Origin of the sequence: Amycolatopsis acidiphila (assembly GCF_021391495.1) — a bacterium.
Lineage (GTDB): Bacteria > Actinomycetota > Actinomycetes > Mycobacteriales > Pseudonocardiaceae > Amycolatopsis_E > Amycolatopsis_E acidiphila.
In genome coordinates, this window is sequence record NZ_CP090063.1 from 1,395,871 (window position 1) to 1,412,526 (window position 16,656).

At 70.9% G+C, this 16,656-nt stretch carries 17 protein-coding genes; 10 read left to right on the forward strand and 7 right to left on the reverse strand.

Annotation, left to right across the window (positions count from 1 at the left end; all coding sequences use genetic code 11):
• Positions 1-22 precede the first annotated feature (22 nt).
• Positions 23-1,795: a 3-hydroxyacyl-CoA dehydrogenase family protein gene (locus LWP59_RS06785; RefSeq protein ID WP_144640151.1), complete on the forward strand. Its 1,773-nt coding sequence runs from the start codon at positions 23-25 to the stop codon at positions 1,793-1,795.
• A 577-nt stretch (positions 1,796-2,372) separates the two neighbouring features.
• Here LWP59_RS06785 and LWP59_RS06790 read toward each other — a convergent pair.
• The gene (locus LWP59_RS06790; RefSeq protein WP_144640148.1) at positions 2,373-2,582 is read right to left on the reverse strand and encodes an FmdB family zinc ribbon protein; all 210 of its coding nucleotides are present in this window, start codon (positions 2,580-2,582) and stop codon (positions 2,373-2,375) included.
• Between the two features lie 58 nt (positions 2,583-2,640).
• Between LWP59_RS06790 and LWP59_RS06795 the strand changes: the two genes are divergently transcribed.
• Positions 2,641-3,774, forward strand: coding sequence for an alkaline phosphatase family protein (locus LWP59_RS06795; protein WP_229857832.1), 1,134 nt, complete (start codon positions 2,641-2,643; stop codon positions 3,772-3,774).
• Here LWP59_RS06795 and LWP59_RS06800 read toward each other — a convergent pair.
• Positions 3,762-4,334: a TetR/AcrR family transcriptional regulator gene (locus LWP59_RS06800; protein WP_308431749.1), complete on the reverse strand. Its 573-nt coding sequence runs from the start codon at positions 4,332-4,334 to the stop codon at positions 3,762-3,764. The genes LWP59_RS06795 and LWP59_RS06800 overlap by 13 nt on opposite strands.
• A 128-nt stretch (positions 4,335-4,462) precedes the next feature.
• Here LWP59_RS06800 and LWP59_RS06805 point away from each other — a divergent pair, with 128 nt between their 5' ends.
• Positions 4,463-5,887 (forward strand): MFS transporter, encoded by a 1,425-nt coding sequence (locus tag LWP59_RS06805; protein WP_229857830.1) that lies wholly within the window; start codon positions 4,463-4,465, stop codon positions 5,885-5,887.
• A 10-nt stretch (positions 5,888-5,897) separates the two neighbouring features.
• Complete coding sequence (locus LWP59_RS06810) at positions 5,898-6,188, forward strand: hypothetical protein (RefSeq protein WP_144640141.1); 291 nt, start codon at positions 5,898-5,900, stop codon at positions 6,186-6,188.
• Here LWP59_RS06810 and LWP59_RS06815 read toward each other — a convergent pair.
• Positions 6,185-6,694, reverse strand: a complete 510-nt coding sequence (locus LWP59_RS06815) for a GNAT family N-acetyltransferase (RefSeq protein WP_144640136.1) — start codon at positions 6,692-6,694, stop codon at positions 6,185-6,187. The genes LWP59_RS06810 and LWP59_RS06815 overlap by 4 nt on opposite strands.
• A 40-nt stretch (positions 6,695-6,734) precedes the next feature.
• Here LWP59_RS06815 and LWP59_RS06820 point away from each other — a divergent pair, with 40 nt between their 5' ends.
• Positions 6,735-7,472 carry an alpha/beta fold hydrolase gene (locus LWP59_RS06820; RefSeq protein ID WP_144640133.1) on the forward strand — a complete coding sequence of 246 codons (738 nt, stop codon included), beginning with the start codon at positions 6,735-6,737 and terminating at the stop codon, positions 7,470-7,472.
• A gap of 9 nt (positions 7,473-7,481) precedes the next feature.
• Here the strand turns inward: LWP59_RS06820 and LWP59_RS06825 are convergent, their stop codons facing one another.
• The gene (locus LWP59_RS06825) at positions 7,482-8,291 is read right to left on the reverse strand and encodes a phosphotransferase family protein (RefSeq protein ID WP_144640130.1); all 810 of its coding nucleotides are present in this window, start codon (positions 8,289-8,291) and stop codon (positions 7,482-7,484) included.
• 112 nt (positions 8,292-8,403) lie between these two features.
• On the opposite strand from LWP59_RS06825, the gene ctaD reads away from it, so the two are divergent.
• From ctaD to LWP59_RS06845, 4 genes are all read left to right on the forward strand, one after another.
• Positions 8,404-10,185 carry an aa3-type cytochrome oxidase subunit I gene (ctaD, locus tag LWP59_RS06830; protein ID WP_144640127.1) on the forward strand — a complete coding sequence of 594 codons (1,782 nt, stop codon included), beginning with the start codon at positions 8,404-8,406 and terminating at the stop codon, positions 10,183-10,185.
• Positions 10,186-10,283: 98 nt separating this feature from the next.
• Positions 10,284-11,507 (forward strand): phosphoserine phosphatase SerB, encoded by a 1,224-nt coding sequence (gene serB / locus LWP59_RS06835; protein WP_229857845.1) that lies wholly within the window; start codon positions 10,284-10,286, stop codon positions 11,505-11,507.
• Positions 11,504-12,259: a peptidyl-tRNA hydrolase gene (locus tag LWP59_RS06840; protein WP_144640121.1), complete on the forward strand. Its 756-nt coding sequence runs from the start codon at positions 11,504-11,506 to the stop codon at positions 12,257-12,259. The genes serB and LWP59_RS06840 overlap by 4 nt, the downstream gene beginning before the upstream one ends.
• A gap of 59 nt (positions 12,260-12,318) precedes the next feature.
• Positions 12,319-12,720: an OsmC family protein gene (locus LWP59_RS06845; RefSeq protein WP_144640118.1), complete on the forward strand. Its 402-nt coding sequence runs from the start codon at positions 12,319-12,321 to the stop codon at positions 12,718-12,720.
• Between the two features lie 33 nt (positions 12,721-12,753).
• On the opposite strand, the gene LWP59_RS06850 is transcribed toward LWP59_RS06845, so the two are convergent.
• From LWP59_RS06850 to LWP59_RS06860, 3 genes are read right to left on the reverse strand one after another with little or no spacing between them, the layout of a single operon-like run.
• Positions 12,754-13,095 carry a hypothetical protein gene (locus tag LWP59_RS06850; protein ID WP_144640115.1) on the reverse strand — a complete coding sequence of 114 codons (342 nt, stop codon included), beginning with the start codon at positions 13,093-13,095 and terminating at the stop codon, positions 12,754-12,756.
• 56 nt (positions 13,096-13,151) lie between these two features.
• Complete coding sequence (locus LWP59_RS06855) at positions 13,152-15,200, reverse strand: ATP-dependent DNA helicase (protein ID WP_144640112.1); 2,049 nt, start codon at positions 15,198-15,200, stop codon at positions 13,152-13,154.
• Positions 15,201-15,235: 35 nt separating this feature from the next.
• On the reverse strand, positions 15,236-15,820 hold the full coding sequence (locus LWP59_RS06860; protein WP_144640109.1) for a biotin transporter BioY: 585 nt from the start codon (positions 15,818-15,820) through the stop codon (positions 15,236-15,238).
• A 186-nt stretch (positions 15,821-16,006) separates the two neighbouring features.
• Between LWP59_RS06860 and LWP59_RS06865 the strand changes: the two genes are divergently transcribed.
• Positions 16,007-16,651: a hypothetical protein gene (locus tag LWP59_RS06865; protein ID WP_144640107.1), complete on the forward strand. Its 645-nt coding sequence runs from the start codon at positions 16,007-16,009 to the stop codon at positions 16,649-16,651.
• Positions 16,652-16,656 lie beyond the last annotated feature (5 nt).

Sequence of the window (16,656 nt, forward strand, 5' to 3'; positions counted from 1 at the left end):
CAGTAACCACCGGAGGCCGGTCATGGCGCGCGAGTTCACGAGTGTGGGAGTGGTCGGTCTCGGCACGATGGGATCGGGAATCGCGGAGGTCCTGGCCCGTAGCGGCCTGGACGTCGTGGGTGTGGAGCTCGACGCGGCGGGCGTCGCACGCGGCCGTGCGCACATCGAGCATTCGACGGAGCGCGCGCTCAGCGGCGGCAAGCTCGACGAGGGAGGGCGGGCGGAGCTGCTGGGCCGGATCACGTACACGACGGAGCTGAGCGACCTCGGCGACGTCGATCTGGTCGTCGAGGCGGTGCCGGAGAGCCTGGAGCTGAAGGCCGAGGTCCTCGGGCAGCTGGACAAGATCGTCAGGCCGGAGGCGATCTTCGCCTCGAACACGTCGTCGTTGTCGGTCACGGAGATCGGCGTGCACACCGCGCGTCCGGGCAAGGTCGTCGGGATGCACTTCTTCAACCCGGCGCCGGTGCTGAAACTGGTCGAGATCGTGCGCACCGTGGTCACCGAGCCGGACGTGGTGACCGACGTGGTCGCGTTCGCCGAGCGGCTGGGCAAGACGCCGGTCGTGATCGGGGACCGGGCGGGGTTCATCGCGAACGCGCTGCTGTTCGGCTATCTCAACCACGCGGTGCGGATGTTCGAGCAGCGCTACGCGACGCGTGAGGATCTGGACGCGGCGATGCGGTACGGCTGTGGCTATCCGATGGGACCGCTGGCGCTGCTCGACCTGATCGGGCTGGACACGGCGTACGAGATCCTCGAGTCGATGTACCGGCAGTCGCGGAACCGGCTGCACGCGCCCGCGCCGTTGCTCAAGCAGATGATCACCGCGGGGCTGCTGGGTCGCAAGAGCGGTCGCGGGTTCTACCGGTACGAGGCGGCGGACTCGCCCGTCGTGACGGATACCGTGGCATCGTCCACTGTGGATTCTGCGGTGGTGCGCGAGGTGCGGCGGGTGGGCGTCGTCGGCACGGGAACGATGGCGACGGGCATCGCGGAGGTCTTCGCGAAGCGCGGGTACGAGGTCGTGTTGCGGGCGCGGACGGCCGAGAAGGCCGAAGCGGCGGTGGCGAAAGTCGGCAAGTCGATCGGTCGCGCGGTGACGAAGGGGCGCATGTCGGAGTCGGACGCGGCGGCGGTGCTGACCCGGGTCAAGCCGGTGACGGAGTTCGCTGAGCTGTCCGATGTGGACTTGGCGGTCGAGGCGGTGGCGGAGGAGCTGACGGTCAAGCAGGCGGTGTTCGCGGCCCTGGACGAGGCCGTCCGCCCCGGCGCGATCCTGGCGACGACCACGTCCTCGTTGCCGGTGATCGAATGCGCGGCGTCGACGAGCAGGCCGTCGGACGTGCTCGGGCTGCACTTCTTCAACCCGGCGCCGATGATGAAACTGGTCGAGGTGGTGCAGACGATCGCGACGGCGCCGGAGGTGGTCGCAACGGCGCACGCGGTGTGCGCGGCGCTCGGCAAGCACCCGGTGCACTGCGGCGACCGGGCGGGGTTCATCGTCAACGCGCTGCTGTTCCCGTATTTGAACGACGCGGTCAAGATGCTCGAAGCGCACTACGCCCAAGCCGACGACATCGACACGGCGATGAAGGTCGGTTGCGGGTTGCCGATGGGCCCGTTCGAGTTGCTGGACGTGGTCGGCCTGGACGTGTCGCTGGCGATCGAACGGACGTTGTTCAACGAGTTCCGCGAGGAGGGTTTCTCGCCCGCACCGCTGCTGGAGCACCTCGTGACGGCCGGCCGCCTGGGCCGCAAGACGGGGAAGGGCTTCAAGGACTACGTGCGGTGAGGGGCGGGATGTCCAGCCACCCACGGCGCCCCGGCAACGGCAACCCGACAGCACCCAACCACCCACGCCATGGCGATCCGGCACCGCCCGACCACCGCGCGAAGGCGAACCCGGCAACGGCAGCCACGAATGCCCGCGCCCAGCCCGCTCCCTAACCCCGATCCCCGCGCCCTTCAGCGGTCGGCACGCCGGGTCAAGGCATCTTTTCCGCCTTGACGCGGTGGGCCGACCGTTGAACACTCCGCGATCGGGGTGGGACGGGCGTACCCCAACCACCCCGCGCTGCGCGCGCCCTTGCGCAGCGCGCAGGGGAAATGATCAAGAGAGTCCTCGCCGGACGGGCAGGCTCAAAGATGAGCCAGGAAAAGCCCCTACGTCACCTCATGCAGGTGGTCGAGTTGGGTGGTCATCCCGTCGCCTGCGGTTTGTGCATATCACTTTGACCCAGACCCGCAAGCTTGCGTTGTCGGCTGCCCGCAAGCAGGAGGGTTGCGAGCCTGGCTCAAAGTGATGCCGCGAGTTCAGGCGACGGGATGACCACCCAACTCCGGGGTCAGCCCCAACCGCCGAACCCGACCTAACCCCCACACCCACACGCCCCGCCGCAACAACCGCCACCCGCGGGCAGCTGGCCACCCGCCGAGCTGGTGAGGGCCACCGTCGTCAGCAGCTTCACCGTGTCGGCGTGCCCTTCCGGGCAGGTGGCGGGCGCACCGGACTCGCTCATCGGCCGGTTGACCTCGAAGGTGTCCGTGCACTCGCGGCAGCGGTAGGCGTAAGTCGGCATGGCATCATTATCGCGCCGGAAGTGCGCGTGTGGGGTGATCCCTGCCAAGCTGTGTTCCGTGGATCTGCCAAGGCTGGAAAGCCGGCCGCATCTGGCCCAGGTGGTGCCCTCCGTCCTCGCGGTGCTCGGCGTTCCCGGCTTCGCGAACACCGTCGAGATCCCGCCCGTCTCGAGTGCGTGCGTGCTGCTCGTCGACGGTCTCGGCTGGGAGCTCCTCGAACAGCACGCCACCGACGCTCCGGTGCTGAGTCAGCTGTCCCGCAGCCTCCTGCAGGTCGGCTACCCGTCCACCACCGTCGCCGGGCTGGCGGCCATCGGCACCGGGCTCGCGTCGGGGGAGCACGGCATGACCGGCTACACCTTCGAGGTCCCCGGCGTCGGCGTGCTCAACGCGCTGCGCTGGGCCGGCCACCCGGGCGGGCCGGATCTGCGGGAACGCCTGCGTCCCGCCGACGCCCAGCCACTGCCCACCACTTTCACCCAGGCGGCGTCCGCCGGAGTGGACGCGTCCGTCGTCTCCGACGCCCAGTTCGCCAAGTCCGCGTTGACCGAAGCCGTGCAGCGCGGCGGCCGGTACGTCGGCGTGCACGCGCTCGGGGACCTCGCCTCCTCGGTGCTCAACGTGCTCGACCGGCCTCGCAGCTTCTGCTACGCCTACCACAGCCAGCTCGACCAGCTCGGACATCTCTACGGTCCGGGTTCGCCCGCCTGGCGGATGCAGCTGCGGCACGTCGACCGGCTCGTCGAGTCCATTGTGGACTCGCTACCGCCGGGCCGGCTGCTCGCCGTCGTCGCGGACCACGGCATGGTGGCGGTCGACGACACGGCGGTCGATCTCGACGCGACGCCCCAGCTGCTCGACGGCGTACGCGTCATCGCGGGCGAGGTCCGGGCGCGGCACGTGTACGTGGTGGACGGCGCGCGGGACGACGTGCTGGCGGCCTGGCGATCGGAACTGCGGGACTGCGCCTGGGTGGCCACCCGTGACGAGGCCATCGACGGCGGCTGGTTCGGCCCTCGCGTCAGCGACCGGGTCCGTCCGCGGATCGGCGACATCGTCGTCGCGGCGCGCGACCGCTTCGGGATGCTGCGCCGGACGAACGAGCCGATGGAGTCGTCCCTGATCGGACAGCACGGCTCCCTCACCACGGCGGAACAGCTCGTCCCGCTCGCGATGGCCTACCGCGGCTGAGGCCGCAGCCCGTCGAGCACCACGGTCAGCAGCCGCTCGGCCGCCCCCGGCGTGGCCTCCGAGGCGACGACGATGCCGTGCGTCATCAGCAACAGGTCCCGCGGTTCGACGTCGTCGCGGATGACGCCGGCCTCCTGCGCCGCATTGACCAGGAGGCGCACCGCGTCGTTGATCATCACCTTGCACAGCGCGAACGTCTCGGAGTCGCGGTCCATCGCCGCCTTGAGCGTCGCGGCGAGCCCGCGTTTCCGCGTGGCGAAGTCGATCTGCGAGCGCATCCACTCCGCCAGCGCGTCGCCGGGGGAGTGCGTTTCCATCAGCTCGCGGGCGAGCCCCGACAGTCTCTCGATGTCCGCCCGGTAGACGGCCTCGATGAGCGCCTCGCGATTGGGGAAGTGCCGGTAGAGCGTGCCGGGGCCGACGCAGGCCCGGCGGGCGATGTCGTCCAGCGGCGCCTCCGGCCCGTGCTCGGCGAACGCCTCCCGGGCCACGGAGATGATCCGCTCGTAGTTGCGGCGGGCGTCGGCCCGCATCGGCCGTGACGTCGACGTTGATCCCACGGGCCCTCCTCCTGGAAGCGGACACAATCTCCGGATACCCTTGCATAACCGGAGACGTTCTCCATATGATAGCTCCAGTGAAGCGGAGATTCTGTCCGCTTACTTTCGCGCATCCAATGGAGCCTTTCTTGTCCGAAAGAACGCTGTCCACGAACGCTCCGGCGCTCACCGGCCGGACCGCCCGGTCGTTCCGGCCGGGCATGGTCCTCGCCATCCTGCTCACCTGTCAGCTGATGATCATCCTCGACGCGACGGTGATGAACGTCGCGCTGCCGCGCATCCAGGCGGATCTCCACTTCAGCGCGACCTCCCTGTCGTGGGTGATCAACGCGTACACCCTGGTCTTCGGCGGCCTGCTGCTGCTCGGCGGCCGCACCGGCGACCTGTTCGGCCGCCGTCGCGTGTTCATCGGCGGCCTGACCCTGTTCACCCTCGCCTCGCTGGCCGGCGGCTTCGCCGACTCCGCCACCTGGCTGCTCGTCGCCCGCATCGTGCAGGGCCTCGGCGCCGCGGCCGCAGGGCCCAGCACGCTCGCCCTGCTCACCACCACGTTCACCGAGCCCAAGGCACGCCTGCGCGCGCTCGCCCTGTTCTCGGCCATGTCCAGTGCGGGCTTCGCCGTGGGGCTCATCCTCGGCGGGCTGCTCACCGAATGGCTGTCCTGGCGCTGGGTGCTGTTCATCAACGTGCCGTTCGGCATCGCGGCGGTCGTCTTCGCCACCCGCCATCTGTGGGAACCCGAACGTCACCCGGCCCGCCTCGACCTGCCCGGCGCCGTCACGGCGACCGGTGGCGTCGCGGCCGTCGTCTACGGTTTCATCCGGGCCGCGAGCGACGGCTGGGGCGACGGCATCACGCTGATCTCGCTGGCCGTGGGCATCTTCCTGCTCCTGGCGTTCTTCGCGATCGAGGTTCGCACCGACCAGCCGCTGCTGCCCCTTCGCCTGCTCGCCGACCGCAACCGGGCGGCCGCGTACGCGAACTTCTTCCTCGGGCCGATGGCCGGTATGTCGATGTTCTTCTTCCTCAGCCAGTACCTGCAGGAGGTGCACGGCTACGGCGCACTGGGCACCGGGTTCGCGTTCCTGCCGATGGCGCTGCTGGTGTTCGGCACCAGCAGGCTGATCCCCCGGCTGCTGCCCCGGTTCGGGCCGAAGCCGGTCGCGCTGATCGGCACCGCGCTGATGACGTCCGGACTGGCGCTGCTGACGCAGTTGTCCAGTGACAGCGGCTACTTCCCGCTGCTGCTGGTGCCGATGGTGCTGATGGGCCTCGGCATGGGCCTGGCGTTCTCGCCGCTCAACGTGATCATCATGGCGACCGTGCCGGCACGCGACGCCGGCGCCGCCGGTGGCGTGCTGCAGACCATGCAGCAGATCGGCGCGACCCTCGGCCTGGCGATCCTCGTCACGGTGTTCGGCAGCACGACGCGGCACGCGACCGGGTCCCCGCACGAGGTGCTGGTCACGGGCATGACGCACGCGTTCGTCGTCTCCGTGGTGATCGCGGCACTCACGTTCGTCGTCGCGCTGACCTTCCGCCGCGCCCGATAATGTGGGCGGCGTGCCCCGCCGCAACAAGCCGGACCGTGGCCGTCCCGTCGAGCTCGGGGCGGCCATGGGCTGGGCGCGCGCCGAGTCGGGGCCGGACGGCGACTGGCTTGTGCGCACCGTGCCGGGAGCGCAGGCGACGAAGGTCTACCGCTGCCCGGGCTGCGACCAGGAGATCCACACCGGTGTCGCGCACGTCGTCGCCTGGCCCGCGGACGAGAGCGGTTCGGTGGCCGACCGGCGGCACTGGCACCGGGCGTGCTGGCAGGCCCGCGCCCGGCGCCGCCCGACGCGCCGCCGTTAGTCCCGCCGGAAGTGCCGGCTGAGCGCACCGTCGTGGATGGTCTCCAGATAGGTCTGGAAGCCCAGCCGCTTGGCGACGTTCAGCGACGGCTGGTTCTGCACGCTCACGCTGATCTGCACCGGGTACTGGGGCAGCGTCCGGTCCGCCCAGGCGATCACCGCCGTGGCCATCTCGGTCGCGTAGCCCCTGCCCCAGACCTCGGGCAGGAACCGGTAGTAGAGGTTGAGGACCAGGTCGGTGCTGAACTTCCGCAGCTGCAACCCCCCGACGCCGACGATCTGCTCGCCGGGAAGTTCCCGGACCGGGAGGTAGCAGAACCCGTCGTGGTCCCAGTCCCGCAGCCAGGAGTCGAACTTGGCCTCGCCCTCGGCGGCGTCCGGCGGTTCGGGGTGGTAGCGGTTCGTCCGCGGGTCGGTCTGGATGCGCACCACCGCTTCCCGGTCGGCCTCGGTCAGCCGGCGCAGCAGGAGCCGCTCGGTGCGGATGTCGGCGAACTCGACGGTCACCCCGAGACGCTAGCGCGGAAGTCCGACACAATCTGCTCTCATGGCCGATCTCCCCTTGCTCCTGCTGCACGCGTTCCCCGTCGATGCCCGCATGTGGAACCGGGTGCGCGAACCGCTGGCCGCCCGCGCCCGGCTGATCACGCCCGATCAGCGGGGCCTCGGCCGCACGCGGCTACCGGACACCGATCGCGCGCCGAGCCTGGAGGACGCCGCGCGTGACGTCGTCGCGCTGCTGGACCGGCTCGAGCTCGACAAGGTCGTCCTCGGCGGCTGTTCGATGGGCGGCTACGTGACGATGGCCGTGCTCCGGCTCGCCCCGGAGCGGGTCGGCGGGCTGGTGCTGATCGACACCAAGGCAACGGCGGACACCCCGGAAGCCGCGGAGAACCGCGAGCGCGTGGCGGCGCGGGCCGAGGCCGAGGGCGTCTCGGGCTGGCTCGCCGAGTCGATGCTGCCGAACCTGCTGGCGCCGTCGACACCGCCCGACATCGTCGAGACGACGCGCGAGCTGATCGACTCGCAGCCCCCGTCCGGCGTGGCGTGGGCGGCGCGGGCGATGGCGGCCCGGCCCGACTCGACGGACGTGCTCGCGGCCGCCGACGTGCCCGCGCTGGTCGTGGTGGGGGAGGAGGACGGGCTGACCCCGCCGGAGGCCGCGACCGCGATGGCGGCCGCGCTGCCGAAGTCCGAGTTGGTCGTGCTGCCCGGCACCGGGCATCTCACGCCGCTGGAAGCGCCGGCCGCGCTGACCGAGGCGATCCTGGGCTGGTGGCGTTAGTCCGGCCACTCAGCGGAGGTACGCGTCCCTCGCCTTCCGCGCCTCCGCGAGCCGTTCCGGGAAGCGCCGCGCGATCAGGAAGCGCCAGCACACCCCGAAAAGCTCCCGCAGCTCGAGGTACGGCCGCAGCCCCTCGACGTCACCCGGGTAGGCGGCGAGGGCCGCCTCGCCGTCGAGCCGGGCAGAGCGCGCCAGACACGCGAGATCCCACGCGTGCGGACCGCGCCAGGTGTCCTCGAAGTCGAGCCAACGAGGACCGTCGTCGGTCAGCACGAGGTTTCCGCCGTGCGCGTCCCCGTGCAGCGGCTGCACCGGCAGGTCGGGCAGCGCGGCCACGACACGTCCGGCCGCCTCGCGCAGCCGGTCGTCGCCGATGAGGTCCAACATCCGGCCCAGGTCGCCGACTGGCCCGCTGTCGCCGAAGTCGCCCGGGAACTCGCGCAGCGCGGCGTGCAGCTCGCCGAGCAGCGAGCCCACTTCGGCGGGCGCGAAGACGTGCCCGGGGTCGAGACGTGTGAAACGCCACAGTGTCACCGGAAGGCCGTTCGCGAGGTGCGGACCGGGGGCTTCGAACGGCGGAATGACCGGTGCGTCCCGCTCCGCCAGGAACGCCGACAATGCGACGTCACGTGCCATCCAGGCCTCGATCCGCGGGCGCAGGAGCAGCGTCGTCGCAGGCACCCTCGCCACCACCGGACCCAGTCTGACCAGCACGTTCGATCGCTGTGCGAGCACTTGCGGGGACTCGGTGGGCAGTCCGAGCCGGTGGCCGACCTCGATCGCCGCGTCAAGGGCGGAGGCCGAGAAGCCGTCTACCATCGCGTGATCTTCCCAGCCGGTGCGCAGTGCTGTCGGTCGCGGGGGATACGATCCGATCGGCTGCCGAGGCGGCCGCAGTCAGACACCGAGGTTGAAAGTCTTGGAGGCAGGAGTGACAGCCGTAGCCCCGCAGCCGATCGCTACGCGGCCGTATCCGGCGCGAGAGGCGGCCAAGGGTTCGTTCCTGCTGCGGTTGTTCCGCACGACGGACCACAAGCAGATCGGGATCATGTACCTGGTCACGTCGTTCGCCTTCTTCATGGTCGGCGGCGCGATGGCGATGCTGATCCGCACGGAGCTGGCCCGGCCAGGGCAGCAGTTCCTCTCGAACGAGCAGTACAACCAGCTGTTCACCATGCACGGCACGATCATGTTGCTGCTGTACGCCACCCCGATCCTGTTCGGGTTCGCGAACTTCGTCATGCCGCTGCAGATCGGCTCGCCCGACGTGGCGTTCCCGCGGCTGAACGCGTTCTCGTACTGGCTGTACCTGTTCGGCGGCATCATCGTGGTGTCGGGCTTCCTGACCCCGGGCGGCGCCGCCGACTTCGGCTGGTTCGCCTACACCCCGCTGTCCGACGCGATCCACTCGCCCGGCGTGGGCGCCGACATGTGGATCGCCGGGCTGGTCGTGTCCGGTCTGGGCACCATCCTCGGCGGCGTCAACATGGTCACCACGATCGTGTGCCTGCGCGCGCCCGGCATGACGATGTACCGGATGCCGATCTTCACCTGGAACATCCTGATCACGTCGATCCTGGTGCTGCTCGCGTTCCCGATCCTGACCGCCGCGCTGATGGGCCTGCTCGCCGACCGGCACATAGGTGCGCACATCTTCGACCCCGCCAACGGTGGGGTGATCCTGTGGCAACACCTGTTCTGGTTCTTCGGCCATCCCGAGGTCTACATCGTCGCGCTACCGTTCTTCGGCATCGTGTCCGAGATCTTCCCGGTGTTCTCGCGCAAGCCGGTCTTCGGGTACAAGGGCCTGGTCTGGGCGACGCTGGGCATCGCGGCGCTGTCGGTCGCGGTGTGGGCGCACCACATGTACGCCACCGGCGCGGTGCTGCTGCCCTTCTTCTCCTTCATGACCTTCCTGATCGCGGTGCCGACCGGCGTCAAGTTCTTCAACTGGATCGGCACCATGTGGAAGGGGCACATCACCTTCGAGACGCCGATGATCTTCTCGATCGGCTTCCTGGTGACGTTCCTCTTCGGTGGCCTCACCGGCATCCTGCTGGCCGCGCCCGCGATCGACTTCCACGTGTCGGACAGCTACTTCGTGGTGGCGCACTTCCACTACGTGCTCTACGGCACGATCGTGTTCGCGACCTTCGCCGGGATCTACTTCTGGTTCCCGAAGATCACCGGCCGAATGATGGACGAGAAGCTGGGCAAGCTGCACTTCTGGACCACGTTCATCGGCTTCCACACCACGTTCCTGGTGCAGCACTGGCTGGGCGCCGAAGGCATGCCCCGCCGCTACGCCGACTACCTCGCCACCGACGGGTTCACCACGCTGAACACGATCTCGACGATCGGCGCCTACATCCTGGGCGCGTCGACGCTGCCGTTCATCTACAACGTGTTCAAGAGCTACCGCTACGGCGAGCTGGTCACGGTGGACGACCCGTGGGGCTACGGCAACTCGCTCGAATGGGCCACCAGCTGCCCGCCGCCGCGGCACAACTTCACCGAGCTGCCCCGGATCCGGTCCGAGCGCCCGGCGTTCGAGCTGCACTACCCGCACATGGTGGAGCGGCTGCACAGTGAAGGGGAGATCTCCTTCACCGGCAAGCCGAAGACGCACGGCGAGCAGAAGGCCCCGTCCCAGCTGCTGACCGACGCCGCCATCCCCGGCACACACGACAAGGACAACGCGTCCGAGCAGTGACCCGGTCTCCGATGCGGCGGCCCGGTGCGTGAGAATTTCACGTGCCGGGCCGCACGTCTGTCCGGCATCGAAGCGGAGGAATGAGGACAGTGAACGAGCTGACGCCGGTTCTGATCACGACCACGGGCCCGGACAAGCCCGGCGTCACCTCCGTCCTGTTCGCGGCACTGACCCGGCACGGCGTCGACCTGCTCGACGTCGAGCAGGTCGTCATCCGCGGGCAGCTGGTGCTCGGCGTCCTGGTCGGTGTCGAGAGCGACCCGGAGGGCCTGCAGGAGGCCGTCGAGCAGGCCATGGCGACGGTCCAGATGAGCGTGGAGGTGCGGGTCGGCTCGGCGATCGGCGCGGACCCGTTCGGGCCCGGCCGGCAGGGCTCCACGCACGTCGCCGTGATCCTCGGCCGCCCGCTGACGGCGCGCACGTTCACCGACGTGGCGCGGCGGCTGGCCGCGCTCGGCGCGAACATCGACGCGATCCGCCGGATCGCGGACTATCCGGTCACCGGCCTCGAGGTGCACCTGTCGGTGCCACGCGACACCGAGCAGTCCGATGTGGAGCTGCGATCGGTGCTGGCGGACGTGGCCTCCAGTGGCGGGCTGGACATCGCCGTCGAGCGCGCCGGGCTCGCCCGGCGGGCCAAGCGGCTCATCGTGTTCGACGTGGACTCGACGCTCGTGCAGGGCGAGGTCATCGAGATGCTCGCCGCGCACGCCGGCGTCGAGCGAGAGGTCCGCGAGATCACCGAGGCCGCGATGCGCGGCGAGCTGAACTTCACCGAGTCCCTCGAACGCCGGGTCGGCCTGCTCGAGGGCCTGCCGGAGTCGGTCCTCGACGAGGTCGCGGACGCGATCACCCTGACCCCCGGCGCGCGCACCACGGTGCGCACGCTCAAGCGGCTCGGCTTCCGGTGCGGCGTCGTGTCCGGCGGCTTCTCCCGGATCATCGACCGGATCGTCGACGACCTCGGGCTCGACTTCGCGGCCGCGAACGAGCTGGACGTCGTCGACGGCAAGCTGACCGGCCGCGTCGTCGGCGAGGTCATCGACCGGGCGGGCAAGGCGACGGCGCTGCAGCGCTTCGCGGGGGAGTACGGCATCCCGCTCGCCCAGTGCGTGGCCGTCGGCGACGGCGCGAACGACATCGACATGCTGCGGGCGGCCGGGATGGGCATCGCCTTCAACGCGAAGCCCGCGCTGCGAGAGGTCGCCGACACCGCGCTGTCCCACCCGTATCTGGACGCCGTGCTGTTCGTGCTCGGCGTGACCCGCGACGAGGTCGAGGCCGCCGACGCGGCCGATGGGCTCGAGCTCGTCCGGCCGTGAACGTCCTCGAACCGCTCGCGGCGCGCTACGCCTACTGGCTCGGACTGCCCGCCGAGGAGGCCGCCCTGCCAGAGGCCTCGCCCGAAGAGGTCCGCGCGATGCCGGTCATCCTGCACCTGGAGAAGTCCACCCCGCCGCAGCGCACGCCGCTGCTGGAGGCGGCGGCGACCGCGGCGCTGGCGGTCTGCCTGGACGAGCGCGCGCAGCCGGGCGGCGAATGGTACGAACCGGTGCGCGAGTGGGTCTCCGGCCACATCCGCAAGGTGTCGCGCCGGGCCCGTGGCATCCATTGGCAGGTGGCGCAGGAGTTTCCGGGCGTGCGGGTGGCCGTCGGCGGCGCCGAGGTGCGGGCCCTCGTGCCCGGCCGGGTCGTCGACGTGCCGAAGGAGATCGCGCGGCTGCAGATCTCCGGCAGCGACCTGCCGCCCGACGAGCCGCCCCCGGCACAGCCGGACCTGCCGTTGCTGCTGCTGAACCCCGAGGTCTCGATGACCGTCGGCAAGGCGGCCGCACAGGTCGGGCACGGCACGATGATCCTGGCCTCGCTGCTGGAGCCCGCCGAACTCGCCGCCTGGGGCGAACGCGGCTACGCCTGCGCGGTCCGGACGCCGAGCGTCTCGCAGTGGAAGCAGCTCCACCCCGGCGACGACCCGGCAGGGGCCTGGCGTTCCCGGCGCGTGGTCGCCGTGCGGGACGCGGGCTTCACCGAGGTCGAGCCGGGCACCGTGACGGTGCTCGCGCAGTACCGCTGACCGGGAACATCGGCTCCCGGCGCGTGGTTCTGCCGGTAGGAAGCGTGGAGGGAGCAGCCATGGGGCTCGAGGTGCAGCGGGTCGGCGAGCACGAGTTCGTCGGACGCAACGAGCGCGGTGCCGAGGTTCGGCTGGGCCGTAAGGGGGCCGAGGGCGCGTTTTCGCCCGCGGAGCTGCTGCAGGTCGCCGCGGCGGGCTGCTCGGCCGTCACCGCCGAGAACCTGATCACCCGCCGTGTCGGGGAGGACGCGAAGTTCCGGGTGGACGTCACGGCCGACCGGCGTGAAGGCGCTTCGGAGCTGGACGCCGTGCACCTCAAGTTCGACGTGGACGTCAGCGGGCTGGGTCAGGACGAGCGGGAAGCGCTTGCGCTCGCGGTCGACCGGGCCATCGACAAGCTCTGCACCGTGAGCCGGACCCTCAAGAAGGGCATTCCGGTGACCGAAGAGCTGCCGATCTGACCGCGACGCGCGGCGGGCCGGGCGACGAGCGGGCTAGTTGGTCCCGGCCTTCCAGACGACGTACGCCTCGTCGGCGTCGGTCGTCATCGCCTCGACGAACTTGTCGTTGTCGAAGCCGGGCAGGCTCTGCAGGCGCTCGATGAGGGCGTCGGCGGCCGGGTCACCGCTGGGCACGGCGGTGCCGTTGCCGTCGGCCCCGGCGAGCATCAGGAACACGTCCTCGTTCCAGGGACCCTCGGGGATCACTCTGACCACCACGGCGGACAGCTCCGCCCAGGTGACCGACTCCTCGCTCCCGTCGGCGAGCTGACGGCGCACCCCGATGTCGTCGACACTGACCGAACGCGATTTCGCGTGGGGTGAGTCCTGAGACACGGTGCTCCTTACTCCCTTTACGTTCAGTTCACCGTAGCCCTGTCGCCGCCCCGCCCTCAGGCGGGGGCGGCGGCGTCCAGCCTGCGCAGCGCCGCCCGCGCCACCTCCGGGTCTGTCGTCGGCCAGAACGGCGGCAGCGAGGCCTTCAGGAAGTTCCCGTAGCGCGCCGTGGCCAGGCGCGAGTCCAGCACCGCCACGACACCCTTGTCCGCGACCGACCGGTGCAGCCGTCCGGTGCCCTGCGCGAGCAGCAGCGCCGCGTGCGTGGCCGCCACCGTGAGAAAACCGTTACCGCCACGGGCTTCGACCGCCCGCTGCCGCGCCGAGGACACCGGGTCGTCCGGGCGGGGGAACGGGATCCGGTCGACGATCACCAGTTGCAGCGACGGCCCCGGCACGTCCACGCCCTGCCACAGCGACAACGTGCCGAACAGGCAGGTCCGGGTGTCCTCGGCGAACTTGCGCACCAGCAGCGAGGTGCTGTCCTCGCCCTGGCACAGGATCGGATGCCGCACCCGGTCGCGTAGCTCTTCGGTCGCCTGCTTGGCCGCGCGCATCGACGAGAACAACCCCAGCGCCCGGCCGCCCGCGGCGTCGATCAGCTCCGCGATCTCGTCCAATGTGGACGGTTGGAGCCCGTCCCGGCCGGGCGGGGGCAGGTGCTTGGCGACGTAGAGGATCCCGTTGCGCCGGTGGTCGAACGGCGAGCCGACGTCCAGACCGGTCCACTTCAGCTCGTCGTCGTCCTTGGGCGGGGCCTTGTCCGTCGCCGTGCCGGGCGCCTTTTCCACCTTCGCCTGCGACGGCGGCAGGCCCCACTGGCGCGCGAGGGTGTCGAACGCGCCGCCGAGGGTCAGCGTCGCCGACGTCAGGACGGTCGTGGTCTCGCCGAAGACGCGCTCCCGCAACAGGCCCGCGACTGACAGGGGAGCGACGTGCAGCGAGGGCGGGCGGTTGCTCATGCCGTAGCGGTCGGCCGAGAGCCAGACCACGTCGCGCTGATGGGCCGTGTCCTCGTCGAACGCCTCCAGCAGCCGGACCGCGGTGTCGTGCACCTCTTCCAGCTGGGAGCGGGCCAGCTTGCGCGCCGTCGCCTCGTCGACGTCCTCCTTGCGCTCGGACCCGAGCGCGGTGATGCAGGCGTGCGCGCCGTCGCGGACCGCCGTCACGGCGCCCGCGAGCGGCTTCGGCAGCGTGTCCAGCCGGCCGGGCGAGAGGTCTTCGAGGATCATCGCGAGGCCCTCACCGGCTTCCTGCAACCGGTCCGCGATGTCGGCGTCGATCAGCTTGCCGCAGCGGCGCACCGCGATGGCCACCGCGGACGAGGTCAGCTCGCCGGTGGCCACGGAGGTCACCCTGTCGACCAGCTCGTGCGCCTCGTCGACGATCACCAGCTCGTGCTCCGGGAGCACCTGGTAGCCCTGCAGCGCGTCGATCGCGAGCAGCGCGTGGTTGGTGACCACGACGTCGGCCCGCCCCGCCTCGGCCCTGGCCTGCTCCGCGAAGCAGTCGGTGCCGATCGGGCAGCGGGCGACACCCAGACATTCCTTGGCGGTGACGGAAACCTGCCGCCACGCCTGCTCCGTCACACCGGGCACCAGCTCGTCCCGGTCACCGGTCTCGGTGTCCGACGCCCATTCGCGCAGCCGCTGGACCTCCTTGCCCATGCGGGAAACCGCGAACGGGTCGAACAGGCCCGGGTCCTCGGGCTCCTCCGGGGCGCCGGAGTCCAGGCGGTGCAGGCACAGGTAGTTCCTTCGGCCCTTGAGGATCGCGAAGGTGGGCTCGCGGCCCAGCGGCTTCTTCAGCGCCTTCGCGAGCCTGGGCAGGTCCCGGTCGACCAGCTGGCGCTGCAGCGCGATGGTCGCCGTCGAGACGACGACCGTGGTGTCCTTGACGACCGCGTGCCGGAGGGCGGGCACCAGGTACGCCAGCGACTTGCCGGTGCCGGTGCCGGCCTGCACGGCGAGGTGCTCGCCGGTGCGCAGCGCCCGCCCGACGGCTTCGGCCATCTGGACCTGCCCGGGGCGCTCCGCGCCGCCGAGCGCCTCCACCGCGTGCGTGAGGAGCTCGTTGACACCGGGGAGATCAGTGGGGGACGGCACGAGAACAAACGGTACCGGCCCCCACCGTCAGGAACTCAGCGCGCCGCGCGCTTTCCGGTCAGCGCCCAGGCCGCGGGCAGGAGGCCGGCGGCCAGCACGATCTTGATCGCGTCACCGGCCAGGAACGGCTCGACCCCCTTCTGCAGCGCGGTGCCCAGGTCCAGCGAAGCCGCGGCCATCAGCCACGGCACGCCGAACGCGTAGATCACCAGGTTGCCCAGCACCATCGTGCCCGCGGTGCGCAGCGGCGTGCGGTCGCCCCCACGCCCGGCGAGCGCGCCCACCAGGGTGCCGGCGAACACGAACCCGACGATGTAGCCGGCGCTCGCGCCGGACAGGCCCGCGCTGCCGTCCTGGAACCACGGCACCCCGGCCGCGCCCGCGAGCAGGTAGAGCACCATCGACGCGGCGCCGCGCCGCCAGCCGAGCGCCGCGCCGACGAGCAGGGCGGCGAAGGTCTGGCCGGTCAGCGGCACCGGGCTGCCCGGTATGGGCACCGCGACCTGCGCGGCGAGCCCGGTCAGGCCCGCGCCGGCGGCGACGAGCGCGATGTCGCGGGCGAGGGCGCCGGGCACCAGGTCGGCGAGGACGGCCCGGCGGGCGATGGGCAGGGAAGACACGAAAGACCTCCGGTGGAACTCGAGTCGGACGCGTTCGACGTTAATCGGGCGAAGGGGGGCAAAGCGTGTGAAGTCGCTTTCAGTACGGGCCACCCGACCGAGTGGTCCCGGCGTCCCCGGGTCGAGGTCCACGGCCGGGTGACCGATGTCGGAGGAGGACTACTGGCGGATCGAGAGGAGTTGCTGATGGCACGGACGAAGCGGATCTTGGCGGCGGCGCTGTGCCTGGCGGCCGTCCCGGCGACGGCGCAGGCGGACGAGGCGACGGCGACCGGGGCCGGGTCCGTCGGGGCCGTGCACGTGACGGTGGGCGACCAGACGGTCCACGCGGACCCGATCGCGGCGTGCGCGGTCGGCGGAACGGGTGAGAACCGGACCGACCCGGTCGTGGTCGGCACGAGCACCCGGTACGGCCTCGGCGAGACCAGGTGCACCCGCAACAGCGACGGCACCGCGTCGGTGCAGGTGACCGGGACGCGCTTCGAGACGCGGGTGCTGCGCCAGTTCGGCGGTCCGCTGATCTCCGTGCGCACGTACAAGTCAGGCTGCGACACCACCGCGAACGGCAGCAACGGGTCGATGGAGCTGGGCTCGGTCAGCGGGTTCACGGTGCCCGAGAACATCCCGGCGAACTACACGATCACCATCCCCGGCCGCGCCGAGGGCGACCCGCCGATGGCCGACATCGTGCTCAACGAGCTGGTCGTACCGACGCCGCCGGACGGCAGTCTCGTGACGAACGCGGTGCACATCAAGCTGTTCCCGCAGGGCGGCCCGGCCGCCGGCGACATCCTCGTGGGCACCGCGGCCTGCGACCCCTACGGCGGCTGAGCACG